Consider the following 25,299-nt stretch of genomic DNA (forward strand, 5'->3'; position numbering starts at 1 on the left):
ACACCTGTATGAGTTCCTCCCTCTACACCAAGGATTGGTCAGCCAATGAAACTCGCCTACTTGGCGCTTGCCGCCTGTTTGATTTTCCAGCCTGCTTTTGCCAGAACCGATACGGATCGCCAAGCCGTCACCCCCGATGAGTCGCAACTGATCGAGCACGGCTCGTATACGAACAAAGACGGGAACACAGTACACAGTCCTGCCCATACCAAGTCCGATCGGGCTCCCGAGGGTGCCACGGCCAAGTGTCGCGACAACACTTACAGTTTCAGCCAGCACCGACGGGGGACCTGCTCGCGGCATGGAGGTGTGATGGCTTGGTTGTAGAGAGCGTCCAAAGGACGAAGCGCTTATTCGAACACCTTTCAGGAGCCAGACAATGACGAAACCCTTTTGCGTCACCCTCGCCTTCACATTGCTCCTCGCGCTCTCTAATACAGCGTCTGCTGAGACGGCCAATGAAGCCGCCCGCAGCTTCATTACCCAATCCCATGCGGGCGAAGATCTCGCCGCCATTGCGCTGTCGGCCGCCAAGCGCACGCAAACCTATGGGACACTCGTTGCAAAGCTCGGGGCTGTCGGGGCAGACACTGCCGTGTCGAGCGAAATCAATGCGCTACTCCCGCAGTACCAGCCGAAATGGGATCAGAACCTTGCTGCCGCTTATGAGAAGTCATTCTCCGCAGAAGAGTTATCATCCCTCGCGGCCAAAGGTCGAGACTCAAAATACGCCGGTAAAGTGATAGAGCGACAATCCGCAATCGGAAAAGAAATGCAGTCGAGTTCAGGCCCCATTTTGATTTCCCTGGTAACCGAGGCACTCGAAGCAAGTCTTTCCAAGAATGGCCTGTAAACCAGAGTTACAGACCGATTTTCTCGACCATGAACACACGTCAGCAAAATCCTGATCTATCCGTCTGGTCCCCGCCAAATTTCATCCTGTTCGCCTGAACAGGATGAACGTTCCCTATCACAAAACTTCATAACCTTTGAGCTATCCTCGACGGCCTGGACTCGATCTACGCCAAAGGAATGAAGATGACATTGACTGCCGAACGCCTGCTCAGCCTGGCCATGGCTAACCCGGTAAACGCTGAAATCGCCTCACGCCTGCCTTCCCTCGGCTTGAGTCAATGCATGCTCACGGCGGGCTGTCTGTTCCAGGCCGTCTGGAATCAGTACTCGGACCTGCCACCCGAGTGGGGCGTCAAGGATTACGATGTTTTCTACTTCGACAACGACCTCTCCTGGGAAGCCGAAGACGAGGTTATCCAGGCCACTCACCTGCTCTTCCAGGACCTTGGCGTCAACATCGATATCAAGAACCAGGCTCGCGTCCATCTTTGGTACGCCCAGCGGTTCGGAAGAGCCTATGCTCGGCTGGAGTCGGCAAAAGAAGGTATTGATCGCTACCTCATTGCCGGCACCTGCATTGGACTGGATGTTGCCACGGGCGAAATCTATGCACCCTATGGCCTGACCGATATCGAGCAAGGCCTGCTTCGGATCAATCCAGCTTATCGCGAGCCCGACTTGTTCGAGCAGAAGGCGAAAAGTTATCAGGCTCGCTGGCCTTGGCTGAAAGTCGTGGAAACCAACCTTTCATAAAAACCGGTTTGTTTCCCGAATATGCCCGGCGGCACACATTTTTATCCGGAACCTAATGTCAGCCCCGGTCATTTCTGACAATAATCCATCTGCTTCGCCAGTCAGCGGTCTCTCCTGCCCTCAGGAGTCCCCAGGCCCCGCCGCTCAACGCCCCCGGACAAGGACCGTCGCCATCATGCCTTCGATCTACCAGCTCAAACCCCGCTTCCAGAACCTGCTGCGTCCAGTGGTCCAGCGCCTCTTCGACAATGGCACCAGCGCCAACCAGGTCACCCTGAGCGCCGCCGTGATTTCCTTGCTGGTGGGCGCCGTAGTCGCCACCTTTGCCGGGCACGCCTGGGTATTCGTGCTCATCCCGCTGTGGATGATCCTGCGCATGGCCTTGAATGCCATCGACGGCATGCTCGCCCGGGAATTCGGTCAGCAATCGAAGCTCGGCGCCTACTTGAACGAACTCTGCGACATCGTCGCCGACAGCGCGCTGATCCTGCCGTTTGCCTTGTTGCCCGATGTCAGCCTGCTGGCAGTGCTGCTGGTGACCCTGCTGGCGTTGTTCAGCGAATACGCCGGTGTCTTGGGAACAATGATCGGTGCCTCACGGCGCTACGACGGCCCCATGGGCAAAAGCGATCGTGCATTTGCCCTGGGTGTTATCGCCGCCGGCGTGGCCTTCGGCCTGATCAATGCCCAATGGATAAATGGGTTATTTGTACTGATGGCGGCACTCCTGCTGGTCACGTTGGTCAATCGGGTACGACAAGGCTTGAAAGAAGCCGCAACCACAGCAGAGCCACCGGCCCAATAACACCCGAATCGCAAAACCGCTCCCCCAGAGATTGGCCTCAAGCTCCCACTCCAAGATCCGGCAAAAGGACATTGCAATGCGCGACGAGCAAACCCAGACCTTCAGTACCCACGATGGTGTCGAACTGTTTTATCGCCACTGGCCGGCCACAACGCCGGCCGCCGGCGAGCCGCGCAAGGCCATCCTGCTGTTCCACCGGGGGCATGAGCATTCCGGGCGGATTGCCCACCTGGTGGATGAACTCGACCTGCCGGACTTCGACTTCTTCGCCTGGGACGCCCGTGGCCACGGCCAGTCGCCGGGCGCGCGGGGCGACAGCCCGAGCTTCGCCACCAGCGTGCGGGATGTGCAAACCTTCTGCGATCACCTCGGCGCCACCTTCGCTATCGCCGAAGAAAATATCGCGGTGATCGCCCAGAGCGTCGGCGCGGTGATCGTCACCACCTGGGTTCACGATTACGCGCCAAAGATCCGCGCCCTGGTGCTCGCCTCCCCGGCCTTCAAGGTCAAGCTCTACGTGCCTTTCGCCCGCCCGGGACTGGCCCTGATGCGACGCTTTCGCGGCAACTTTTTCGTCAACAGCTACGTCAAGGCCAAGTTCCTCAGCCACGACCCGGAACGCATTGCCTCCTATGACAGCGATCCGCTGATCACCAAGGCCATTTCGGTGAACGTCCTGCTCGGGCTCTACGAGGCCGCCGACCGTGTGGTCGCCGATGCCAATGCGATCCAGGTGCCGACCCAGTTGCTGATTTCCGGCGCGGACTTCGTGGTCCATCGCAAACCCCAGGAGCAATTTTTCCAGCGCCTGGGCAGCCTGAAAAAAGAACGGCATGTACTCCCCGGCTTCTTTCACGACACCCTCGGCGAGCGCGACCGGCACTTGGCCGTCAGCCGTGCCAAACGCTTTATCCAACAGAATTTCCTCTCACCGGTCAGCCGCCCTGCCCTGCTCGACGCCGATCGTATCGGCGAGACCTGCGCCGAATCCGAGTCGCTGGCAGCGCCCTTGCCGCACAACTCGCCGCGAGATCTCTACTGGCGCCTGACCCGCGCCAGCATGGGCCTGGGCAGCAAGCTGTCGGCCGGGGTCAAGCTCGGCTTCGACACCGGTTTCGACTCCGGCAGCACCCTGGACTATGTCTACCGCAACGCACCCACCGGGCATACCCCGCTGGGCCGGATGATCGACCAGAATTACCTGAACTCCATCGGCTGGCGCGGCATCCGCCAGCGCAAGTTGCATGTCGAGGAGCTGCTGCGCCTGGCCATGGCCCAACTGCGCGAGCAAGGTCGCGAGGTACGGATCGTGGATATCGCCGCCGGCCACGGGCGCTATATCCTGGAAGCCCTGCACGGAGTGACGCCACTGCCGGAGTCGATCCTGTTGCGCGACTACAGCGATATCAACGTGCGTGACGGCAACGCGCTGATCGTCGAAAAAGGCCTGGGCGAGATCGCCCAATTCGTCAAGGGCGACGCCTTTGACCGCGCCGATCTCGCCGCGCTGGACCCCAAGCCAAGCCTCGCTGTGGTGTCGGGCCTGTATGAACTGTTCGCCGATAACACCCTGGTCGGCAACTCCCTCGCGGGTTTGGCCGAGGCCTGTGAACCGGGCGCTTATCTGGTCTACACCGGACAACCCTGGCACCCGCAGTTGGAACTGATTGCCCGCGCCCTGACCAGTCACCGTCAAGGCCAGGCCTGGGTCATGCGCCGGCGCAGCCAGGCGGAAATGGACCAGTTGGTGGAAGCCGCCGGGTTTCGCAAGATCACTCAACGGGTCGATGAATGGGGGATCTTCAGCGTGTCCCTGGCGCAACGCGTGCAAGGATGAACAGCACACCCCGCGAAGCCGGCCTGCTGAAACGCGCCGTGCTCTGGCTGGTTCTGCTGGCGCCGTTGTTCTTCGCCAGCTACGGCTTCGCCACCTGGTACACCGCCCGGCGCAGCGATGTCGGCAGCTACGTGTTCGGCTGGGAAAGCCATATGCCGTTCTGGGCCTGGACCATCGTGCCCTACTGGTCCATCGACCTGCTTTACGGTTTGTCGCTGCTGCTGCCCAGAAGCAAGCGCGAGCTCGATCGACACGCCCTGCGCCTGCTGACGGCCCAGGCAATCGCCGTCTCCTGCTTCCTGCTCTGGCCGCTGACCTTCACCTTCCCCCGACCGCCACTGGACGGCGTGTTCGGCTGGCTGTTCGCGGTACTGGCGGGCTTCGACAAGCCCTTCAACCAGGCGCCTTCGCTGCATATCGCGTTGCTGGTGATTCTGTGGGTCATGTACCGCCGGCATTTCAACGGTGCCGGCCGCTGGCTGGTGCATGGCTGGTTCGCGCTGATTGGCGTGTCGGTGCTGACCACCTATCAACACCACTTTATCGACCTCCCCACCGGCGCCCTGGCCGGCTGGTTGTGCGTCTGGCTGTGGCCGGATGACCGTGCCAACCCGTTAGCCATCGCGCGTCTGGCAGGCGATGGCAAACGCCTTGTCCTGGCCGCTCGCTACGGGCTGGGGGCGGCGCTGCTGGCCATCGCCGGCTTCGGTTTCGCCGGTGTCGCGTTGTGGTTGCTCTGGCCGGCGTCGGCCCTGGCGCTGGTGGCGCTCAATTACGCACTGTTCGGCGCCCAGGGTTTCCAGAAACGCGCCGACGGCAGCTTGAGCCCGGCGGCACGCTGGCTGTTTGCACCTTACCGGGCAGGTGCCTGGATCAATTCGCGGCTCTGGACAAAATCCCATCCACAACCCGATCACGTTGTAGACGACGTTTGGCTTGGGCGACTACCAAGCCGGCGCGAACTTCAGGCCGGCCCGTTCGCGGCCATCGTCGACCTGTGTGCCGAACTGTCCTTGGCTCCTCAAGGCCGGACCTATCGCAGCATTCCCGTGCTGGACCTGATCGCACCGTCAGCGGAGCAATCTCGCGAAGCCGCCCTGAGTATCGATGAACTGCGTCAGCACGGACCGCTGCTGGTCTGCTGCGCCCTGGGCTATTCGCGCAGTGCCACGGCGCTCGCCGCCTGGTTGCTGCACAGTGGCCGAGCGACGACGATCGATGAAGCCCTGGCGCTGATACGTGCTGCACGTCCCGGCGTGGTCCTGCATCCGCAGCATCGCCAGGCGCTGGAAGCCATGGTCCAGCTCGTACCTGGCGAAGCGGCCGCCCAAACGAGGATCGCCGATGCCCGCTGACATGCAACTGCACGTGGTCGCCAGCCTGCTGCGGCGTGGCCGCGCGCTCGACCATCTTTCCATGGGATTGACCGTACTGGGTGTTCTGCTGGGTCTGGCGCCCTTGCTCTTCAGCACCATCAGCCTGTGGTGCCTGGTGGCCAGTGCCTGGCTGGTACTGTCGGGCCTGTTGCAAAAGTACTGGGCCTTTCGCGTCGCTTTCGACGCCGATCTGTTCCAGTTGATGGCACACGACCCAAGCAACCTGAGCGATCGCACCGAGGCGCTGGACCAGGCACTGCAAGACCTCGGCCTGCAACCGCGACAATCCACAAACCGCCCCTGGGCCGAGCGCGGCCGTGGCGCGCTGGGCCTGCTCAAGCGTCAGGCGTTGCTGGTGCTGGTACAAATTTCCCTGCCACTGATCGTCATTCTGGCCAGCCCCTGGCTGCCCTTCGCCGGATAAGGAATCGTCATGTTCGAACCCGTGGTTGCCACCCTCATCACCTCCGGCGCCCGCCTGATCACCGGTGCCCGCAGCCTGTGGATCGGCTGCGGGCCCAATCCGGAGCAGCGCATCTACTTCGCCAACCACAGCAGCCACGGTGACTTCGTGCTGCTCTGGGCCTCGCTGCCACCGGCACTGCGCAAACTCACCCGGCCGGTCGCCGGCGCCGACTACTGGAATAAAAGCGCCCTGCGCCGCTATATCATCAAGCGGGTCTTCAACGGCGTGCTGATCGATCGCGAACGCAAGGAGCCGGGAGACAATCCGCTGCAACCGATGCTCGACGCACTCGAGCAAGGTCACTCACTGATCATCTTTCCCGAGGGCACCCGTAACCAGGAGGACGGCCTGCTGCCGTTCAAGAGCGGGATCTTCCACCTGACCCGGAGCTACCCGCAGGCACAGCTGATTCCAGTGTGGATCGCCAACCTCAACCGGGTCATGCCCAAGGGTCGGGTATTGCCCCTGCCCCTGTTGTGCACCACCAGTTTCGGCGCACCGCTGCGACTCGAAGACGACGAAAGCAAAGAACACTTCCTGCAACGCAGCCGCGACGCGCTGCTGGCCCTGGCACCGGAGCAACACTGAAATGGATAGGCAGACCCTGATGTTGTTCGCCGGGATCGGCATGATCCTGGTGCTGGCTTCGCTGATCGGCTTTGTCCTCAAGTGGCGTACCCGAGGCACGCCGAATGCGGTCATCGATAACCTCAACGCCCGGATCAACGCCTGGTGGGTGATGGTGCTGGTGATCGGTATCGCCTTCTGGCTGGGTACCGGCGCGGTGATCCTGCTGTTCTATGCGGTGTCCTTCTACGCCCTGCGCGAGTTCCTGACCCTGACGCCGACCCGGCGCAGCGACTACCCGGCGCTGGTAGCGGCGTTCTACCTGGCCCTGCCGTTGCAATATCTGCTGATCTACAGCGACTGGTACGGACTGTTTTCGATCTTCATCCCGGTCTATGTGTTCCTGCTGCTGCCGATCCTCGCCTCCCTGGGCGGTGACAGCACGCACTTCCTGGAGCGGGCCTCGAAGGTCCAGTGGGGCCTGATGATCGCGGTGTTCTGCGTGTCGTTCGTGCCGGCGCTGCTGACCCTGGAGATTGCCGGTTATGAAGGCCGCAACCTGCTGCTGATCGCCTACCTGGTGATCGTGGTGCAACTGTCCGACGTGCTCCAGTACGTCTGCGGCAAGCTGTTCGGCAAACGCAAGATCGCGCCCAACCTGTCACCGTCGAAAACCGTCGAAGGTTTTGTCGGCGGCATTACCCTGGCCTCGTTGATCGGCGGCGCGCTGTTCTGGATTACCCCTTTCAATCCCTGGCAAGCGGCGCTGATCGCGTTGTTGATCAACCTGCTGGGCTTTGCCGGCGGCATCGTCATGTCGGCGATCAAGCGCGACCGTGGGGTCAAGGACTGGGGCCATATGATCGAAGGCCATGGCGGCATGCTCGACCGGCTGGACTCGGTGTGCTTTGCCGCGCCGATCTTCTTTCATCTGGTGCGCTACTGGTGGACGTGAGGGGTATTACGGTAGCGCTCGTACAGCCAATTGAAGAGCGTGCAAACACCCCCTGAGAGCAAGCCGATGGACAAGAAGACGATGAGTCCTTGCCCAAACAGCATCGGCCACACCGCGTCATCTTTCGATGACGCGGTAGCATAGGTGAAGAAAGCCGGTGCGGCGGCCGCCAGCCAGATCAGCAAACTGCTCAACAGACCGGCGATGACGTAACGTGAATGCGCTGTCAGAAAACGCTCTACCCCCCAGAGCACTGGCCAGCCAACCAGCATGCCAAGCAACACCCCGATCAGGAAAAACAGGATAAAAGCCGCTCCATCCGCGAGAAACAGCACCGCCGCCACGCCCAGCGTCACCCCACCCGAGAGCGGAACGCAAACAACCCGTCCCCACCCTGAGCAAAGAGACCCATCGGCGCTGGCCGGCAGCCGGTCTATGCCGCTGGCGACAACGCTGTACAACCCCCACAGCGCCAATCCGCCCAACACCGTCATCACCAACAAAGGCCAGCCCCAGGCGCCAACCAGCAGGCAGGCCACCAGGCTCTGGATCAGGCTGCTCATCATATGGCGCGCCCCGAACCCGCCAAAACGGCGATCGCCCAGCAGCAGCAAGGGAATGCCCAGGACAATGGAAATCACGCTACCGAAAAGAAATCCGGAAAACAGCACCGACTCACTCCAGCCGATCAGCATTCCCTTCGCGATGGCATAGACAACGCCACCGCACAAAGGCACGGCGAACAATCGGAGTTCGCCGTTGGGCCTCAATTGGTCCCGCCTTGTTTGCTATCGGTGCCCCAGTTGAAGACCGGGCTGTTCTTTAACAACTCCTGCCCGGCAATCCAGGCGCTATTGCCGCCCCAGACCCCACCGGCGCCCCAGTCATTGACGTTGAAGAGCGGACTGCTGCCGGTGCCCCAACCGTGGGTTTCGATATTGAAGCCACCCGAGGTAGTAGGCACCACGGAGCGCACGACAAAACCGGGATCCAGGGCGTGCATGCCCGGCAAGGTAATGTTGATCACACTCTTGCTGCTGTCGTCCGTCAGGTGAGCCACATACCCGAGCTTGAGCTTCATCAGATACAACTCACTCACGCCTCCGCTTTTGACCGCCGTCGTCCCATCGCCACCAGGGCCAGCGTTGCGTTTCAGCGCCTCGTATTCATTTTCCAGGGTACCGCAGCCACCCAAGGTCACCATGCATCCCGACGAGATATCACTGTATTCATGAGGCTGCTTGGTGCTGCCCGCCACGGCTTCCCACGTTTCGAAGCCCTTGGGAATTTCACCGCCCACCTGACCTTTGCTATTGATGAACGTACCGCTTTTCACCACGTCGGCAAACTTGAGCTGACAGGCCGACATCCCCATCGATTCACAGTTATTCGAAGCCCATACCTTGAAGCCCGGCAGCCCGGCCGCCATGTTGGCCGCGACCAGCAGGCTGTTGGTTTCGATATCGCTGATTGCGCCGAAGGTGTCTTTATCCTTCGAGTTGACCGCCTTGTCGGCCGCGTACAAATCGCCGAAGCTCTTGGCCCCGTCGACGATCTGCGCAATGTGCTTGTCCAGGCATTTCTGGTCCGTGCACGCCAGGAGTTCAGCATCATTGGCGTCGCTCAATTTTTTGGCCTCGAGTTGCACACGCATGCGGCAAGCCGTGTTATCCGCCGCACACACCGCCAACTGCTTGGACAACAGCTCAATGTCCTCATGCTTGAGGTAGTTGTTCTTGACCTCTTCCATCCCGGACTGAGCGCCGGTAATCCCACCAACACCCGCGGCCGCCAATCCGGAAGCACCCAAGATCAGGGATTTCTTCACGTCCAGGGGCAGGTCCATCTGCGCGACCTTTTCCGCTACCAGCGGTGCCGTCAGTCCCGCCGCGCCGGCGCCCAGTGCATTGGCGCCCACGGTGTTACCCGAAAGTCCCTGGACTGCTGCCGCCAGGGTGTGCATGAGCACCCGAGCAGAGCCGCCCTCTTCCCAGGCCGCTTTGGTAGCCGGGTCCTTGGCGTCTGCAAGCTGTTGGTTGGCGTAGTCACCAATGCGCTTGTACGTATCGGCCGCCGTGGTATTGGCGACAATACCCAGGGTCGTTGCCGCGCCGGCGCCGCCCATGGACGCACCAATCAGGCCGCTGGCGATATCGACGAATATCTTCTTGTCTCCACCGGCAGCCCAACTATCGTTGACGGCCTTGAGATTGAGCTCAGCGTCTCTCAAGTCCTTGACGTTCCCGGAGTCCTTGGCGGCTTTCACTTTCGCTTCCGCATCCTTCTTCTCAGCGGAAGACACCAGCCCCACGACACTCTGGGTCAGCGCTATCGAGCTCTGAATCAGATCCATGCGCGTCTTCAAGGCACCCACGTCCGGCTTGTCCAGCTTCGGATTGGCATTGGCCGTATCGCGATTGAGACCGACCAGGTCATTGGCCCCTTCGGCATTCCGCACGATGATCGTACCTTCGCTCACCGCACTACGGGTTTTGCTCTCGCCCGACTCACTGAGCGCCAACGGCATACTGCCGCCAAAGCCCAGGCCGTCCTTACCGTAAGAGAGAGAGATACCCGCCGATTGACTGCTCGCCTCGCTCTTGTTCTTGATATCGCTGACCACCAGCCGATCAGTGCTGAGTTGGTTCTTGTCGGCACTCGCCTCGCTGGCGATCACCGCCCCCTGCAGGGTGGTGGTCTGGCCCACGTTGATGTTGTAGCCGCCCTTGCCCGCAAACAGGCCACTCTGATCGGTCACTGCCTTGTAGTCACTGTTCGTATTACCCGCGGACAGGTTGGCCGAAGCGGTGACCGTCGAGCCATAGCAGAACGGTGGGATGCAGATACTGGCACCGAAGCCGGCGCTGCCCTGCTTGCTCTTTTCGCTCTCGGTGTCCTGGCGCGAAACAATGTCGAGGTTGCCGCCGATGACCGCGTTGATGCTATCCGCCTTGACCTGGGCGCCCGCCAGCGTGGTGTCCTTGCCGCTGTGCAGCACCAGGGAACCGGTGTCCAGGGTGCTGTTGACCTGGGTCACCGAATGGCCATCGCCCATGCCCTTGCTGATCTGCGCCCCCAGGTCGAGGGTGAAACCGTTCTGCTCGCCGAGGTTGAAGCTGGCACCAATGGCAGTTTTGCTGTTGCTGCTATTACTGGATTTATCCGTCGTGTTCTGGGCACTTTCGAGAAGGATATTGTTCTTCGCATCCAACACCGTACTGGCGCCTTTGAGCTGGCTGCCAATCACATGGATATCACCTGCTGTCCCCGCTGCGTTGCCCGTGGCGACAATCGCCAGCCCCCCACCGGCGGTGACCTTGCTTTGTTTGGCCGTCTGGCTCTCTGCTTCCTCGGTTTTTTTACTATGAGTGCTTGCCAGCTCGGTACCGATCTTGATCAGCGAGCCCGAACTGCCTTTCCCTTGCAGATAGTTGGAAGCCGCGCCCTTGACGTCCGAGGCCATGTCCACCGGATCGATCCCGCCGAGCGACATCGCCAGTTGCGCCTCTTTCACCGCCCTGAGCCGCGGATCGTCAATCGCCTTGGTCGTCTTGACGGTCTCACGCAGGTTATAAATGGTATCCAGCGTACCGATCACAGTGCCGCCCAACACCCGACCGACGCCCAGGCTGGAGGATTTGTCGGTGCTGTTCTGACTGGCACTTTCCATCCCGGCCGCAATGGTCACATTGGACCCGGTCAGGTTCATGTTCCGGGTGCTGACCAACTCACTGGCGACAACGCCCAGATTGCGCCCCGCGACCAGGTTGACATTGCCCTGGCTCGAACCGATGGTGCTGCCGGTCAGGGTGGTTTGAGTCGCCTGGCCGTTATGGCTGGAGCTGCTCATGTTCAGGTGCTGGTTACCGGTGATGTCATCGATACCCAGCTTGTTGGCTGTCAGAATACCGGTCAGGTCGTGACCTTTTTCCTTGTGCATTTCATTTCGGCTAAAGGTGTTTTCCGCGGCATTGATTGTCAGGTCGCGCCCCGCCTGTACGGTCAGGTCGCCGGCGCTGGCCAGGCCCGAGCCCGTGATCGTTGCATCCCGCTTGGCGACCACGTCCACGGTGTCACCGGCGACAAGGCTGCCGACTGCCGTGGTCTGGGTTTCAGCCACCTTGTCCTTGACCTTGCTCGACTTCAAGCCACCCCAGCTGCTTTTACTTTTGCTGCTTTCATGACGCGCACTCTCGGAATCGGTAACGGCCAGAATCTGCACGTCGTTGCCAGCGCTCAACTGGGTGCCGCCTTTTTCAGTCGTCACCGCGCTGCCTTTGACCACAATATCGTTGCCCGCCACCAGCGAGGTGTGGCTGCCACTGGTGACAGCACTGGCGATATTGGTGCTGCTCGACGTTTCATCCAGGCGGCTCTTGCTGCCCGAGGAGTTTTTCTTGGTCTTGGTGTAGAAGCTGTAGTCGTCATTGGTCGCGGTTTGCAACGTCAGGTTGGCCCCGGCGTTCAGATACGCCTCGTTGCCGGCGGTCACCGTGCTCGCCACCAGCCCCAGGTCCTTGCCGGCCGTCAGCAAGACATTGCCACCGCCAGTCACACTCGAGGACACCTGTTGGGTGTGATCTTCCTGGCTGGTGACTTTCTTGGTATGGCCATAGGAGTGCTGCTCATCCGCCGCCGAAGACAGGGTCAGGTTGTCCACCGCGGAAAGCGCAACATCACGCTTGGCGTCGATCTGGCTGGCCACAACGCTCAAGTCACGCCCGGCGCTGACCAACAGATCACGGCCGGCGGCGACAGTGGAACCGTTCTGGGTAATGGTCTGATCATTATGATGATCGCCCAGGGTATTGCTGTTCAACTGCTGGGCAGAGGTGATATTGACGTCGCGTCCCGCCCTGAGGGCTGTGTCCGTTGCACTCTGCAACACACCGCCGGTGTTGTTGATATCGCGCCCGGCGCTGACGGTGAGGTTGTTGGCCGCTTCGATCCGCGCGGCATTGTCGGCAAACCCGCGTTGCTCGGTCTTGTAACCGGTGCCGCTCTCGTGTGTGGTGATGGTGCGTTCGTTGGTCACATCGCCGTTGAGGGCGGCCAGGCTGACATCCCGTCCGGCGATAATCCCACCGGCCTTGTTGGTCAGGTTGTTGTTCGCCAGCGCATCAAGGCGCTGACCGGCCTCGAGCAGCCCGCTGTTGACCTGGTCGTTGCCCGCCGCGGCCAACAGATTGTTACTGGCCCGCAAGGTCCCGGCGTTGTTCAAGTCCTTACCGGCAATCAGGGTCACATCACTGCCCTGGATCAGCGCACCGTTGGCGGCCAGGCGGTTATTGGCATTGGCCAGGTACAGCACTGGCACCAACACCTGCTCGCCGTTCACCGTCGCGTTTTCCATCCAGACGATATCGTGGGTCAGCGCCGCAACCTGCTCGGAAGTCAGGCTCACACCCAGTTGCAGATTGAGTGCCTGCTTGCTGGCAATGGCGTTGTTCATCAGGTACTTGAACATGCTGTCATCGGAGGTCTGACCATCGATGAAACGTTGCCCCGTACGGGCGACCACGGCCTGCTGGATCAGCTTCTGCTCGTAGAAACCGTCACCCAGGCGCTTGGCGCTGGCGTCCGGGTCGTAGCCCAGGTTGGACAGCAGGTAGTCCGAGCTCATGAACTGCTTGAGGTCGGTCAGCACCGGATTGGTTTCAATCAGGTACTTCTGCGGATTGGACCGACCCGAAGTGTCGGGCAAACCCTGCACCCGGGTAATGCTGGTGGTCTGGCTACCCTGGGCGCTGTCTGCTGTGCCAGCGGCCAGGCCGCTTGGTGTGGCAAGGTCACCCGGTGTCGGCTGGCGCTGCGCCGCGCCAATGCTGGCGCCACCCAGGGTCCAGCTCTGCGGCGCAGTGACAGTCGGTGCACCGCTGCCCTCCCCGCTCAGATGGAACAGGCCATTCTGGCCGGTCGGCAGGCTGAAGCCGGGCAAGGTGATCGGGTTGACCTGCTGCTGCGCCAGGTTCGGCGGCAGTTGCGAGTTGACGGTGATCCGCGTGGAGAAGTTGCTCCCCGAGGACTGGGTGTCGGTACGCGGGCCGGCGCCGACATAGGTGTAGCCCGGGCGCACGACACTGTTGTCGATGCCGTTTTGCGCCTGGACATAGACCGCACCGCCGGCCTGGATCACCGCGGCGTAGCTCTGATCACTGGCGGCCAGTTTACGGACGGTGCGGAACTGCCCCAGCTCGGTCTCGGTCATGCCGATAAAGGCACTCATTGCGCCCTCGAGGCCGCCCAGGTTATTGGGGTTGTAGCCTGCACCTTGAACCGAATATTGATTGTTAAAGGCGCTGGCCGCGTTGTACCAGCCCCCCGCGTCCTTGGTCCGCTCAGACATGAAGGTGCGTGACGTTTCGGTCTCCCCTGTTTCCAGGCCGCTGTTGATCAGGTTGTTGACCCGGGCGACGAAGCTGCCGCCGGCGGCGATGGTGCTGCTCTTGTTGAGCAGATCCCCACCTTGAACATTCAGATTGGCGCCGGCGGTGATGCTCGAGGCCGCACTGGCTTGTGTCACTTCGAACTTGTCACGCTGGATGATCTGCCAGACGTGGTTCTGCTTACCGCTGCAGTCACCGGCGTTATAGCCTTCGATACATTGGACTTCATTGATCGAGGCGGTGTAGATGCCCTGATTGTTGGTGGTCAGCACCGCGCGCACGTTCTGGATCGTGCTCGCCGCCAGGCTCATGCTGCCGTCGCTCTGCAGCGAGCCGGAGCTGTTGACGATGCTGCTGGCCAAACCACCCAGACCGTCGCGGTCTATGGCCAGGTTGCCCAGGCTGTAGATAGTGCCGTAGCTGTTGTTCAACGAATCGACACGCAGGCCCATATCGCTGCCACTGAAGATCAGCCCGTGATCGTTGAGCAATGCCCCGGTGGTCGCGGTCAGGATCTGCGCGCTGCCCAAGGTCCCGTAGTTGTTGATGCCACCGGCGTTGACGCTCATGTTCGCCGCTGAAGTCAGGCGACCATAGTTGTTCAGCACACCACCGACATTGATCGTGGTATTGCCCCCCCCGGCGATGCTGCCGCTACCACCCAGGCTCAGTTGCGCCGCGCTCAAGCCCAAGGTGCCCAGGCTGCTCAGCCGACCATTGCCGGTATAGCTGCCACCCAGGCCCAGGTTGACGCTGCCGTCACTGGCGATCAGACCATCGTTGTTCCAGTTGCCGCCACTGCCTGTCAGGCTGGTGGACGCCAGCAACTGGGCGCCGGCGAGCTGATTGAGGGTGCCGATATTCAGAGTCAGGCGCCCGGCCTGGATCACGCTGCTGTTGGTCCAATTGTCGGCGGTGAGGGTCAGACCGCCGCGGGTCACGAGGCTGCCGCCGGCGTTGAGGACGTTGGCGGTGGCGATATCAAAGGTGCCTGTACCGATGTGCAACAGGCTGCCGCCCTGATTCAGGAAGCTGCCGGCCCCCAGGGTCAGATCGTTGCTGGCGATTTCCAGATTACCGCTGCGGTTGTCGAACAGCCCACCGATCTGGAACAGGGTCTTGCCGCTGCTGCCCAGTGCATGCAACTGGCCGGTCTGGTTATCCAGGCTCGCGGCGGTGATCGAAAGGGCGTTGTCGCTTTCAATGATGCCTTTGCGGTTGTTCAGGGCACCCGCGAGGTTCAGGTTGATCTGGCTGCCGGCGATCTGGCCGCCCAGGTCGCCACTGTTATCGAAGTTACCGCTATTGACCGTGACCTGGCCGCTGGCATAAAGGCCGCCGTTACGGTTGTCGATATTGCCGGTGTTCAGCATCACATCGCCGGCGCGAGCGGCGATACGGCCACCATCGTTGTCGAAACCGCCGAGTGCGTTGAGGTTCAGGCTCTGGCCCTGGATGCTGCCAGCCTGGCGATTGTTGTTCAGGTCATAACCGTTTTTCAGCACACCGACGACGCGGGTTTCCAGCGAATTTCTGACACTGGAAAGCACGCCGCCACGGTTGTCGAGGTTGGCGGCCTTGACCAGCAGGGTGCCATCCTGGGCAATCACCTTGCCGCTCTGGTTGTCGATATCACCGCTGACGTCGAGGCTGACCGCGCCCTTCCCTTGCAGCGAGCCTTTACCGTTGCCGAGGCTGGCGGCGCTCAGTTGCAGGTCGCCATTGCGGCTGGCGATCAAGCCGCCATTGCCGTTCTGTACCGCGCCGGTCGAGGTGATCAGCAGCTTGTCATTGGCACTGACAAGGCCGCCATTGCTGCTGTCCAGGCCGCCGGTGAGCAAGGTCATCAGACCCTGGCTGTAGAGTTCGCCGCCCTGGTTGTTGATCTGGTTGCTGCGTTGTACCAGCAACGGACCGACACCGGAGAGTTTGCCGTGGGTGTTGGTCAGTGTGCCGAGCAGGTCGAGGGTGACGCCGGCACCGCCACTCAGGGTGCCGTTGCTGTTGTCGAGATCAGTACCGGCGAAGGTCAGCGCCTGTTGCGCCTGGACCGTGCCGCTGTTGCTCAGGGCCATGGCGTTCAGCGTCAGCAGCGTGCCGGCGTCGATCAAACCACCTTGGGCGTTGTTCAACAGGCCGGTGACAGTCAGGCTTTGAGCGCCCGCGCTGGAGAGGGTCCCGGCGCTGTTATCGAGACTGCCCGCCTTGATGGTCAAGGCCTGCTGGCTGGCCAGTGCGCCCGCGTTGTTGTTGAGCAACGCACCGCTGAGGGTCACATCGACATTGCCACTGCGGCTGGAAACCGTGCCGCTGTTGCGGTTATCGAGCGAACCGGCGTTGATCGCCACACCCTGCCAACCCGATAGCAGACCTGCGTTCTGGTTGATCAGATTGTCAGCGGTCAGGGTCAACTGGTTGTTGCTGATCAGCTTGCCGCCGTTACTGTTATCCAGGGCGCGCCCGCTCAGGTTGAGGCTTTGTTCGCTGGTCAGTGTGCCGCCCTGGTTGTTCAGGTCGCGCAGGTGGTTGAGGGTCAGGTTGCCGGCGGTGGTGATATGGCCAGCAGCGTTGTTCAGATCACCCGTTGCCGCACCAAAATCGAGAGCAATGGCGCTGCCCAGCAGGCTGCCGCCCTGGTTGTTGAGGCCGGCGCTGTTGAGGGTCAGGTTATTGGTGGCGTTGATCAGGCCCAGGTTCTGGTTGGTCAACTGACCGTCGACGGTCAGGCCCAGGTCGGTACGACTGGTCAGGGTGCCGCCGCTGTTGTCGAGGCTACCGGCATGCGCATCAACCGAAGCCGCCGCGATCATGCCCTTGATATTACTCAGGGCCTGGTCGATACGCAGGGTCAGGGCCTGGTTGCTCAACAACTTGCCGCTGTCGTTGTTCAGGCTAGCGGCGGCGAGGGTAAAGGCCTGGGCGCTGGAGATTTCGCCGCCCTGGTTGTTCACGCCCTTGAGGTTGTTCAACGCCAGCAACGGCGCGTTGATCAGGCCGCCCTGGTTGTTCAGTTGACCGTGATTGAGGTCCAGGGTCAGCGACGCATCGCCTTTCAGCGAACCGCCTTGCTGGTCCAGACCGGTGACGCTGGCGGTCAGGTCCTTGGCGCCGATACGGCCACCGTCCTGGTTGGTCAGTTGGGCGGTGGTCAGATCAAGGCGATTGCCGCTGCTGAGGAAACCGCTGTGGCTATTGTCGAAGGCACCAGTAGTGATCGACACCGGGCCCTGGCCGCTGATCGTGCCCTTCTGACGGTTGTCGAGACTGGCGCTGTGCAGGTCGATACCGCCGTCAGTCACCAGTCGACCACCCTGGTTGATCAATGCACCATCGCTGGTGAGGCTCAATTGGCCGGCACTGGAGAAACTGCCGCCCGAGTTATCCAGGCTGGCGGCATGAGCCGTCAGGGTGCCTTCGCTGCTGATCAAGCCGGAGAGCTGGTTGGTCAGCGCGCCGTCGAGGGTGATCACCAGGCCCGACTGGGCGCTCAGTTTACCGCCGCTGTTATCCAGGCTGCTGCCGATCAGCGTGGTGCTGCCCTGGCTGACCAACTGGCCCAGGCTCTGGTTGATCACTTGCGCGACCTTGAGGCCCAACGCGGTTTCGGAAAGGACCTTGCCGCCTTCGCTGTTATTCAGGGACTGACCGTTGAGGTTGACCGCCTGCACGCTGGAGATTTCACCGGCACGATTGTCGATATTGCCGACGTTCAGGGTCAGCAGCTTTTTAGCGGAGATCAGCGCCGCGTTGCGGTTGTCCAGGGTGCTACCGGTCAGGGTCAGGTTACCGTCAGTGACCAGCGCGCCATCCTGCTGATTGAAGGTGGAGACGTTGGCAGTCAGGTCGCCCTGGCTGGAGATACGGCCCGTGGCGTTGTCCACGGTGTCGGCGGTCAGGTTCAGCGGGCCATTGGTGATGACCGAGCCGCCGGTGTTATCGAGGTGAGTGGCGGTCAGATCAAGGCTTTGCTGCGCGGTAATGCGGCCCTTCTGGGTGTTGTCGAGCGACTGGCCCTTGAAGGTGAAGCTATTGTTCGAACCCAGGCGACCGTTCTGGTTGTTCACTGCACCGCTGGCGGTAATGTCCAGGACGTTATTGGCCATGACCAGGCCGGTGAGGTTGTCCATGGAGCCGAGGATCAACGTGGTGTTGCCTTGGCTGGAGACTTCACCGGCGTTGTTGTTCAGATGACCGAGGGTGGCGATCAAGGCATTCTGGCCTTTGATCAAGCCGCCCTGGGCGTTGAGCGCGGTGTCCGCGGTCAGATTCAGGGTGTCGGCGCTGATGACCCGGCCCTGGTTCTGGTTATCCAGTGTGGAAGCCACAACCGTGGTTTTCCGCTGGCCACTCAGGGTGCCGCCTTGGTTGCTCAGGGTTTGCGTGGCCGTGACACTCAAGTCACGGCTGGCGATGATGCTCTGGCCGTTGTTGGTCACGTTCTGCGCAGTGATGCTGACATCAGCGAGCGCATTACGGGTTTTGTCGGCATTGACCCCGGCTTCGATAATGCCGTTGTTGGTCAGTTGCCCCCCGCTGTTCAGCGTGATGCGGTCCTTGGCCACCAGATTGTTCTGGCTGGTCAGATCGCCCTGGGTTTTCACATCCAGGGTCGTACCGGCGTACATCGGACCTTTGGCTTCAAGGCTGGCGGCGTTGACATTGATCGCCCCGCTCGCCCCGGTCTCGACCATGCTCAGATGACCATTGGCATCGAGTTGGATATCGCCACCGCTGGCGACCATCTTGCCGTCGAGTTTTACCCCGACACCGGCTTCAGTACCGACCAACCGGATAGCACCGGCATACATACCGCCCAACGCCGACGAGTCAATCGCCAGTTGCGGCGCATCGGCAGGATTCGCCGCACGAGCCGTGGCCTTGAGTGTCTTGGCATCCACATCGTTGGCACCGGCAATAATTGCCAGCTTCTTCGCATTGATCTCGGCATTGAGCTTGGCCGAGCGGGTGATGATTTCGAACTGGTCGATATTGCTGGCGTTCAGGCCTGCACCGTCGATGGACACGCTGCCCCGATCAACCTGATACCCCGTGAGCTGACCGTTGGTAATCACCGGCTTGCCCGTGGTCAACGTCGCCTGCGGCGTGTTGATAAAGCCGCAACCGTTGCAACTGATCCCATACGGGTTGGCCACGATCACATGGGCCGACTGCCCCGCCACTTCGGTATAACCGCGCAACTGGCTCGGGCTCGCGCCGTTCACCTCGTTGAGGATGATATTGGCCGCCGTGCCATTGAGGTTCTGGTTACCGAGAATGATCCCGCCCAGTTGCGTCGACTGGGTCCGCGCCGTGGCGTTGTTGAGGATGACCCCGTTGGCCCCGACGTTGTAATCGGTGAACTGGTTGTGGGACAGCCCCTGGGCATTCGGCGCGGCGATATTGACGATGGGAACGCCATTACCCGCCTGACCCAACGTCGTGCCGCCCCCGCTGACAGCAATCCCATCCGCCTGCACCAGCAACGGCTGCCAGAACATCGCGTTCGCCAGAATAATTGCCAAGCCACGCTTGGGTAGCCCCAGGCAATGCTCACGGTTTTTCAGGGCAGCAGAAGGCTGACCCGCGAGGAAGGCAAACTGACGAACGTCCATGTCGATCTCTCAATGCAACGAGTGCGGTAAGTTGAATTAAAGGAAGAAGTCCATCCGGAAATAGATCGGCGCTTCGCGCTCGGTAATCGGATCCGGTCGCTCCAGCGAATGCGCAAAGGTCACGGTCGCGGCGAGATACTTGCCCCGGGCAAACAGCTCAATCGAGTCGCTGGTCATGCGCCCATGCTGTTCGGCGCTGTAGCGGCCGTTACGAATCACGCCCTGGTCATAACCAAGGCTGGTGCCGTACTCGGAGAGCACGGGCTGCAACCAGCCCCAGGTCACCGGCCGGCTCCAGCGCAGATCATTGCGCCAGTAGCCGCCGCTGTCGCCCGACAGCGTCTGATCTTTATAACCACGAATGGAGGACTGCCCGCCCAGGCTCATGCGCTGCGAGCTGAACAACACATCATTGGTGCGCTGGCCGGTCATCAGGCTGCTGAAACTGAACGACTCGCCCCACAGTTTGAACGGTTGCAGGTAGCTGAGCGTGGCGGTGTATTTGCGATAACGGGCGTCGGGCAGGCCCTGCCTGAAATTCGCCACATTGTCCTGGGCATCGAAAGCACTGATGCCGTCCTGCATCCCCAGGTCCAGGTTGACGAAGGCGCTGCCGATTCGTCGGCCGTGGGTGATGCCGAACTGCGCTTCGCTCAGGCGGTTGCTGCTGTCGGCCAGCTTGCTCTTCTCGATATAGTTGTTGGTGCGCAGGTAGGTCACGCCGGTGTTGAGCGAGGTCTTGCTCACGGCGTCGCGGTAGATCACCCGCTCCAGCTTCACCTGGTGGTTCTGGCTGTCGCCGGTCGACTCGAAGTTGAAACCGCTGGCCTGCTGCTGGGAGCGGTAATCGCTTTCGCTGTAGGTGTAGCTCAGGTTCCACCAGCCGAATGGCAGGTTGTAATAGAGCATGGCGTTGCGCGAATTCTTTTCCTGGTCACTGACGATGTCATGACCACCGCGCAGGGAAAACTGATCGGCCAGCCCCAACGGACTGTCCCAATCGAAGGTCGCCCCAACCTGCTGCTCACCGGTGGTTTTCTGTCCGTCGTTGCTGCGCGACAGCCCGGCGCGCCAAGGCTTCTGCGGAGTGTTCTTGACCAGCACCTCGCTGCCACCGACTGCCTTGCCCGGCGCCAGTTCCATCTGTGCCTGGTTCGATGGCAGGCGGTTCAGTTGATCGACCATCTGCTCGATCTCGCGCAGGTTGAGCAACTCGCCCTGCTTGCCCGGAAAACTCATCGCCAGTTCGCGATCGGACAGGCCGCTGCCATCAGCGCCCGTCAAGCCTTCGAGTTTGCCCTCGACCACCAGCACCTTCAGGTTGCCCGTGGACAGGTCCTGCTGTGGCAGATAGGCGCGACTGGTGACCAGGCCTTTTTCGATGTAGCGATCGGTGATGACCTTGAGCAGCTCATTGAGCTGCGGCACGCCCAGGCATTGGCCAATGTAAGGCTTGAGCAGGCGTTCGCGCTCGCCCGCGGACAGGGAGTCGGCACCTTGCAGGTCAACGCTCTTGATCGGGAAACAGCGGGTATCGGCCGGGGCCGTTGGCGCTACGGGAGCCGCCGCTTTACCGGGCAGTTCCTTGAGTTCTTCGAGACGGCGACGCTGCTCTTCGAGCAGGCGGTCCTGGCGATCACGGATCAGGTCCGTATCACCGGGTGTAAGGGGGGCAGCGTGAGCGGTATTCAGGGCACAAATGCACAACAACGCAAGACACAGCCTCGTCCCGAAGACGAGTTGAGACATGTTCGATCCCTCGAAGCAGAACTTGATATCAAAATAATGTCGCGATGCTAGACAGGCAAAACCATGACGTCAACGAATTGTTGCAACTTATTTCATTTTCGACACAATTGATTCCAGGCAATCAAAAGCCGCTCGCGCAGTGGCTGGCAAGGCTCTGAAAGGGGCGGAACAGAGGGATGACAGGGTTCAAGCAGTGCCGTTTGCACGGCACCGCTCTTCAACTTCAGGCGCGGGTGGAGAACCCGGGCAGATTCAGCTTGCGCTCGGCCAACCAGCCAAACGTCAGGCCTACGGTGGTCCAGAGCACCAGCTGGATGCCCAGGGAGGCCACGCGGAACTTCCACAACAGGACCGCCGAGAAAGCTTGCGGCACTTCATTGATGACCGGGAACAGGGAACCGGCAACCGCCATGATCACAATGTACAGCGCCACCGCCAGGATCGAGCCGCCCCAGGTACCGATGGCCGGGATCAGTTTACGCGCGGCGTTGATCGCAATCACCGCGGCAATCACCGACACCAGCAGCATCAGGAAGAACAGCTTGGTGCGCTGCGCGATGGTTTCCGGATCGCCAATCGACGGTGGATTGGGCGGGTATTTCAGACCTGGCACCAGGATCAGCGTGACAAAGGCCGCCAAGGCCAACAGCGCGGCCAGGCCACGCGGCCCGATCTTGCCGACACGCCCGAGGGAGTAGGCAAACACCAGGGCGAAAATCCCACCCAGCGAAACGCTGTACACCACAACCCCCGTGAACAAACCGAAAGTGCTCTGCACCTCGCGGCTCACCAGCTCCTCTTCTTCCGGAGCATCACCGTGCATGTGCGCCATGTGTTCTTCGAAGGCAATCGCCTTGTCGATTTGCGGCTCACCAAACACCTTGGCAAAGCCAAAGGCGAGAATGCCGGCGAGCAAGCCCACCAGCATGCCGCGAATCAATAATTGACCGGTCATGTCATGTTCCTTGAATCAGTGGCAGGGGAAACCAAGCAGGTGGCGTCCGTCGTGCACGAATTCGTGGACATACATACCCTTGAACAAGGCCGTCGCACCCTGCTCCGCACCGACGAAATAAATCGCCAGCATCAACAGCAGGCCGCCAAAAATGGCCCAGGGAAGAATTTCGCCCAACGGAATGGTGGGCAGGGAAACATCGGTCTGCGTAACAGCGCTATAAGCCATATGAACCTCCAGGGAAGACGCGTCCCAGTACGGATTACGGATTGAAGAAACAGGGTCTGGCTTACGGCTGATAAACAGACGAATACAGTGGCGCGACCGCGCCGGATTTCAACCGGCTTCCTGTTTCTGAACGAGTTGTAAAACGCTCTAGTGAAAAAGCGATAGAACCCCGGCAGTGTACGCACTCAGGCTGACAGCAGCCATAAAAAAGCCGGAGCACGCGGACAGACTCCGGCGGGTACTTCAGGCACAGGGCTTAGCGCATTACGCCAGTTCTGCACGCAGTTGGCGGGCGGCGCTGACCATATGCACCAGGGCAGCCTCGGTTTCCGGCCAGCCGCGGGTTTTCAGACCGCAATCCGGGTTGACCCACAGACGCTCGGCGGGAATACGCTGGGCGGCCTTGCGCAGCAGGTTGGCCATTTCCGAAGCATCCGGAACCCGTGGCGAGTGGATGTCGTAGACCCCCGGCCCGATTTCATTCGGGTAAGCAAAGGCTTCGAACGCCTCCAGCAGTTCCATGTCCGAACGCGAGGTTTCAATGGTGATGACGTCGGCATCCATTGCCGCAATGGACTCGATCACATCGTTGAACTCGCTGTAGCACATGTGGGTGTGGATCTGGGTTTCGTCACGCACACCGCAAGCGCACAGACGGAAGACCTCGGTGGCCCAGTCCAGGTAATGCTGCCATTGCGCCCGGCGCAGCGGCAGACCTTCGCGGAACGCCGCTTCGTCGATCTGCACGACCTTGATGCCGGCGGCCTCCAGGTCCACCACTTCGTCACGAATGGCCAGGGCCAGTTGACGGGCCTGCACTTCACGGGTCACGTCTTCACGGGGGAAGGACCACATCAGCATGGTCACGGGACCGGTCAGCATGCCCTTCATCACTTTGTCGGTGAGGCCCTGGGCGTAGCGGATCCACTCCACGGTCATGGCTTTCGGACGGCTCAGGTCGCCGAAGATCACCGCCGGTTTTACACAACGGGAACCGTAGCTCTGGACCCAGCCAAAGCGGCTGAAGACATAACCGTCGAGTTGCTCGGCGAAGTACTCGACCATGTCGTTACGCTCGGCTTCACCGTGCACCAACACGTCCAGGCCCAGGCGCTCCTGGAACTCGACCGCATGGCGAATCTCGCTCTGCATCGCTTCGGTGTATTCGGCTTCGCTCAACTTGCCCTGCTTGAACGACTGGCGCGCCAGGCGGATGGCCGCCGTTTGCGGGAACGAACCGATGGTCGTGGTCGGGAACAGCGGCAGATTCAGGCCGGCACGCTGCTTCTCGATACGGGTGGCGAACAACGAGTGGCGCTGGCTGTCCTTGGCGGTAATCGCAGCAACGCGGGCCTGCACAGCCGGTTTGTGGATGCGCGGCGAGGCGGCACGGCTGGCTTGAACCGCACGGCTCCTGGCCAGCGCTTCCAGGACTGGAGCCGCTTCTGGTTCGTTGATGGCACGGGCCAGGATCGCGACCTCTTCACACTTCTGCACGGCAAAGGCCAGCCAGCTCTTGAGTTCGGCGTCCAGCTTGTCTTCACGCCCCAGGTCGACCGGGCTGTGCAGCAACGAGCAGGAAGGTGCGACCCATAGGCGATCGCCCAGGCGCTCATTGGCGTGTTGCAAGACCGCCAGGGCTTTTTCCAGGTCGCAACCCCAGACGTTACGGCCGTTGACCAGCCCCAGCGACAGCACCTTGTAAGCAGGCAGGCGATCGAGGATGGTCGGATATTGCTCAGGAGCACGAACCAGGTCGATGTGCAGACCGTCGACCGGCAGGTTGGCCGCCAGGCCGAGGTTCTCTTCCAGGCCGCCGAAGTAGGTGGCCACCAGCTTCTTCAGTGGATCGCGCTGGATCAGGTTGTAGGCGCGCTCGAAAGCGTTTTTCCATTCCTGCGGCAGGTCCAGGACCAGGATCGGCTCGTCGATCTGTACCCACTCAACGCCCTGGGCAGCCAGACGCTGGAAGATCTGACCGTACAGCGGCAGCAGGCGGTCGAGCAGATCGAGCTTGTCGAAATCGCCGCCTTTGGCCTTGCCCAGCCACAGGTAGGTCAACGGACCGATCACCACCGGCTTGACGTTGTGACCCAGGGCGCGCGCTTCCTCGACTTCTTCGAACAACTGGTCCCAGCCGAGCTGGAACTGCTGGTCGGCGCTGAATTCCGGCACCAGGTAGTGGTAGTTGGTATCAAACCACTTGGTCATTTCCTGTGCGTGCGCACCGCCGCAGCAGCTATCGCTGACGCCACGGGCCATGCCGAACAGGGTTTGCAGGGAGGTCTTGCCGTCGTGCGGACGGAAACGCTCCGGGATCACACCGAACATCAGCGAGTGGGTCAGAACCTGGTCGTACCAGGCGAAGTCGCCGACCGGCAGCAGCTCGATGCCGGCTTTCTGCTGCAGGTCCCAGTGCGCCTTGCGCAGCTCGCTGCCCACGGCACGCAGGCCCGCTTCGTTCAGCTCACCCTTCCAGAAAGCCTCCTGTGCTTTCTTCAGTTCGCGGTCGCGGCCAATGCGCGGAAATCCTAGGGTATGGGCCAGTGCCATGACAAAAAACTCCAATGTGTTTGATGGGAGCCATTGTCGACACTCAGGACATACTGAGACAAACTCATTTTAATCCAGATGATCACAAATTCTACTCATGATCATAATCCAAGTGAACCCCCTTCAGATCCAGGTAAACCCGAGAAGCTCGCCACACGCTATATCCTTTACTACATAGCGCCTAATTGCGTAGCTTTAGCGT

Annotated in this window: 15 protein-coding genes and 1 riboswitch; of the genes, 9 read left to right on the forward strand and 6 right to left on the reverse strand. The window is 61.0% G+C overall.

Annotated features, from left to right (window positions below; genetic code table 11):
• The first annotated feature begins 45 nt into the window (after positions 1-45).
• The 9 genes from CWE01_RS22845 to CWE01_RS22885 all read left to right on the forward strand — a co-directional run bounded on the left by CWE01_RS22845 (position 46) and on the right by CWE01_RS22885 (position 7,614).
• Positions 46-327 (forward strand): DUF3761 domain-containing protein, encoded by a 282-nt coding sequence (locus CWE01_RS22845; protein ID WP_100942814.1) that lies wholly within the window; start codon positions 46-48, stop codon positions 325-327.
• Positions 328-379: 52 nt separating this feature from the next.
• Positions 380-853 (forward strand): hypothetical protein, encoded by a 474-nt coding sequence (locus tag CWE01_RS22850; RefSeq protein WP_100942815.1) that lies wholly within the window; start codon positions 380-382, stop codon positions 851-853.
• Between the two features lie 185 nt (positions 854-1,038).
• Entirely contained in the window at positions 1,039-1,608 is a 570-nt protein-coding gene (locus CWE01_RS22855) for a nucleotidyltransferase family protein (RefSeq protein WP_100942816.1), read from the forward strand.
• A gap of 175 nt (positions 1,609-1,783) precedes the next feature.
• A complete protein-coding gene (locus CWE01_RS22860) occupies positions 1,784-2,413 on the forward strand; it encodes a CDP-alcohol phosphatidyltransferase family protein (RefSeq protein WP_100942817.1) in 630 nt (209 codons plus the stop codon).
• Positions 2,414-2,489: 76 nt separating this feature from the next.
• On the forward strand, positions 2,490-4,250 hold the full coding sequence (locus tag CWE01_RS22865; RefSeq protein WP_100942818.1) for a bifunctional alpha/beta hydrolase/class I SAM-dependent methyltransferase: 1,761 nt from the start codon (positions 2,490-2,492) through the stop codon (positions 4,248-4,250).
• The gene (locus CWE01_RS22870) at positions 4,247-5,605 is read left to right on the forward strand and encodes a phosphatase PAP2/dual specificity phosphatase family protein (RefSeq protein WP_100942819.1); all 1,359 of its coding nucleotides are present in this window, start codon (positions 4,247-4,249) and stop codon (positions 5,603-5,605) included. Before CWE01_RS22865 ends, CWE01_RS22870 begins: the two co-directional genes overlap by 4 nt.
• A complete protein-coding gene (locus tag CWE01_RS22875; RefSeq protein ID WP_100942820.1) occupies positions 5,595-6,050 on the forward strand; it encodes a hypothetical protein in 456 nt (151 codons plus the stop codon). Before CWE01_RS22870 ends, CWE01_RS22875 begins: the two co-directional genes overlap by 11 nt.
• Before the next feature lie 9 nt (positions 6,051-6,059).
• Positions 6,060-6,680, forward strand: a complete 621-nt coding sequence (locus CWE01_RS22880) for a 1-acyl-sn-glycerol-3-phosphate acyltransferase (protein ID WP_100942821.1) — start codon at positions 6,060-6,062, stop codon at positions 6,678-6,680.
• Between the two features lies 1 nt (position 6,681).
• The gene (locus CWE01_RS22885) at positions 6,682-7,614 is read left to right on the forward strand and encodes a phosphatidate cytidylyltransferase (RefSeq protein WP_100942822.1); all 933 of its coding nucleotides are present in this window, start codon (positions 6,682-6,684) and stop codon (positions 7,612-7,614) included.
• Here CWE01_RS22885 and CWE01_RS22890 read toward each other — a convergent pair.
• From CWE01_RS22890 to metE, 6 genes are all read right to left on the reverse strand, one after another.
• A complete protein-coding gene (locus CWE01_RS22890; protein WP_256579405.1) occupies positions 7,599-8,351 on the reverse strand; it encodes a hypothetical protein in 753 nt (250 codons plus the stop codon). The two genes, CWE01_RS22885 and CWE01_RS22890, sit on opposite strands and share 16 nt — an antisense overlap.
• 29 nt (positions 8,352-8,380) lie before the next feature.
• The gene (locus tag CWE01_RS22895; protein ID WP_100942824.1) at positions 8,381-19,612 is read right to left on the reverse strand and encodes a hemagglutinin repeat-containing protein; all 11,232 of its coding nucleotides are present in this window, start codon (positions 19,610-19,612) and stop codon (positions 8,381-8,383) included.
• Between the two features lie 36 nt (positions 19,613-19,648).
• Positions 19,649-21,361 carry a ShlB/FhaC/HecB family hemolysin secretion/activation protein gene (locus CWE01_RS22900; protein WP_100942825.1) on the reverse strand — a complete coding sequence of 571 codons (1,713 nt, stop codon included), beginning with the start codon at positions 21,359-21,361 and terminating at the stop codon, positions 19,649-19,651.
• A 223-nt stretch (positions 21,362-21,584) separates the two neighbouring features.
• A complete protein-coding gene (locus CWE01_RS22905; RefSeq protein ID WP_100942826.1) occupies positions 21,585-22,316 on the reverse strand; it encodes a CbtA family protein in 732 nt (243 codons plus the stop codon).
• A 15-nt stretch (positions 22,317-22,331) separates the two neighbouring features.
• Positions 22,332-22,544 carry a CbtB domain-containing protein gene (locus CWE01_RS22910; RefSeq protein ID WP_100942827.1) on the reverse strand — a complete coding sequence of 71 codons (213 nt, stop codon included), beginning with the start codon at positions 22,542-22,544 and terminating at the stop codon, positions 22,332-22,334.
• A gap of 33 nt (positions 22,545-22,577) precedes the next feature.
• Positions 22,578-22,711, reverse strand: a riboswitch (cobalamin riboswitch).
• 97 nt (positions 22,712-22,808) lie between these two features.
• Positions 22,809-25,097, reverse strand: coding sequence for a 5-methyltetrahydropteroyltriglutamate--homocysteine S-methyltransferase (gene metE / locus CWE01_RS22915; protein WP_100942828.1), 2,289 nt, complete (start codon positions 25,095-25,097; stop codon positions 22,809-22,811).
• Positions 25,098-25,299: the final 202 nt, after the last annotated feature.

This window comes from Pseudomonas sp. QS1027 (genome assembly GCF_002814235.1).
Taxonomy (GTDB): Bacteria; Pseudomonadota; Gammaproteobacteria; order Pseudomonadales; family Pseudomonadaceae; genus Aquipseudomonas.

What these genes read in the sequence shown, in the direction of transcription:
- CWE01_RS22845 (WP_100942814.1), top strand. Translation starts at nt 46, where the DNA reads ATGAAACTCGCCTACTTGGCGCTTGCCGCCTGTTTGATTTTCCAGCCT.
- CWE01_RS22850 (WP_100942815.1), top strand. Translation starts at nt 380, where the DNA reads ATGACGAAACCCTTTTGCGTCACCCTCGCCTTCACATTGCTCCTCGCG.
- CWE01_RS22855 (WP_100942816.1), top strand. Translation starts at nt 1,039, where the DNA reads ATGACATTGACTGCCGAACGCCTGCTCAGCCTGGCCATGGCTAACCCG.
- CWE01_RS22860 (WP_100942817.1), top strand. Translation starts at nt 1,784, where the DNA reads ATGCCTTCGATCTACCAGCTCAAACCCCGCTTCCAGAACCTGCTGCGT.
- CWE01_RS22865 (WP_100942818.1), top strand. Translation starts at nt 2,490, where the DNA reads ATGCGCGACGAGCAAACCCAGACCTTCAGTACCCACGATGGTGTCGAA.
- CWE01_RS22870 (WP_100942819.1), top strand. Translation starts at nt 4,247, where the DNA reads ATGAACAGCACACCCCGCGAAGCCGGCCTGCTGAAACGCGCCGTGCTC.
- CWE01_RS22875 (WP_100942820.1), top strand. Translation starts at nt 5,595, where the DNA reads ATGCCCGCTGACATGCAACTGCACGTGGTCGCCAGCCTGCTGCGGCGT.
- CWE01_RS22880 (WP_100942821.1), top strand. Translation starts at nt 6,060, where the DNA reads ATGTTCGAACCCGTGGTTGCCACCCTCATCACCTCCGGCGCCCGCCTG.
- CWE01_RS22885 (WP_100942822.1), top strand. Translation starts at nt 6,682, where the DNA reads ATGGATAGGCAGACCCTGATGTTGTTCGCCGGGATCGGCATGATCCTG.
- CWE01_RS22895 (WP_100942824.1), bottom strand. Translation starts at nt 19,612, where the DNA reads ATGGACGTTCGTCAGTTTGCCTTCCTCGCGGGTCAGCCTTCTGCTGCC.
- CWE01_RS22900 (WP_100942825.1), bottom strand. Translation starts at nt 21,361, where the DNA reads ATGTCTCAACTCGTCTTCGGGACGAGGCTGTGTCTTGCGTTGTTGTGC.
- CWE01_RS22905 (WP_100942826.1), bottom strand. Translation starts at nt 22,316, where the DNA reads ATGACCGGTCAATTATTGATTCGCGGCATGCTGGTGGGCTTGCTCGCC.
- CWE01_RS22910 (WP_100942827.1), bottom strand. Translation starts at nt 22,544, where the DNA reads ATGGCTTATAGCGCTGTTACGCAGACCGATGTTTCCCTGCCCACCATT.
- metE (WP_100942828.1), bottom strand. Translation starts at nt 25,097, where the DNA reads ATGGCACTGGCCCATACCCTAGGATTTCCGCGCATTGGCCGCGACCGC.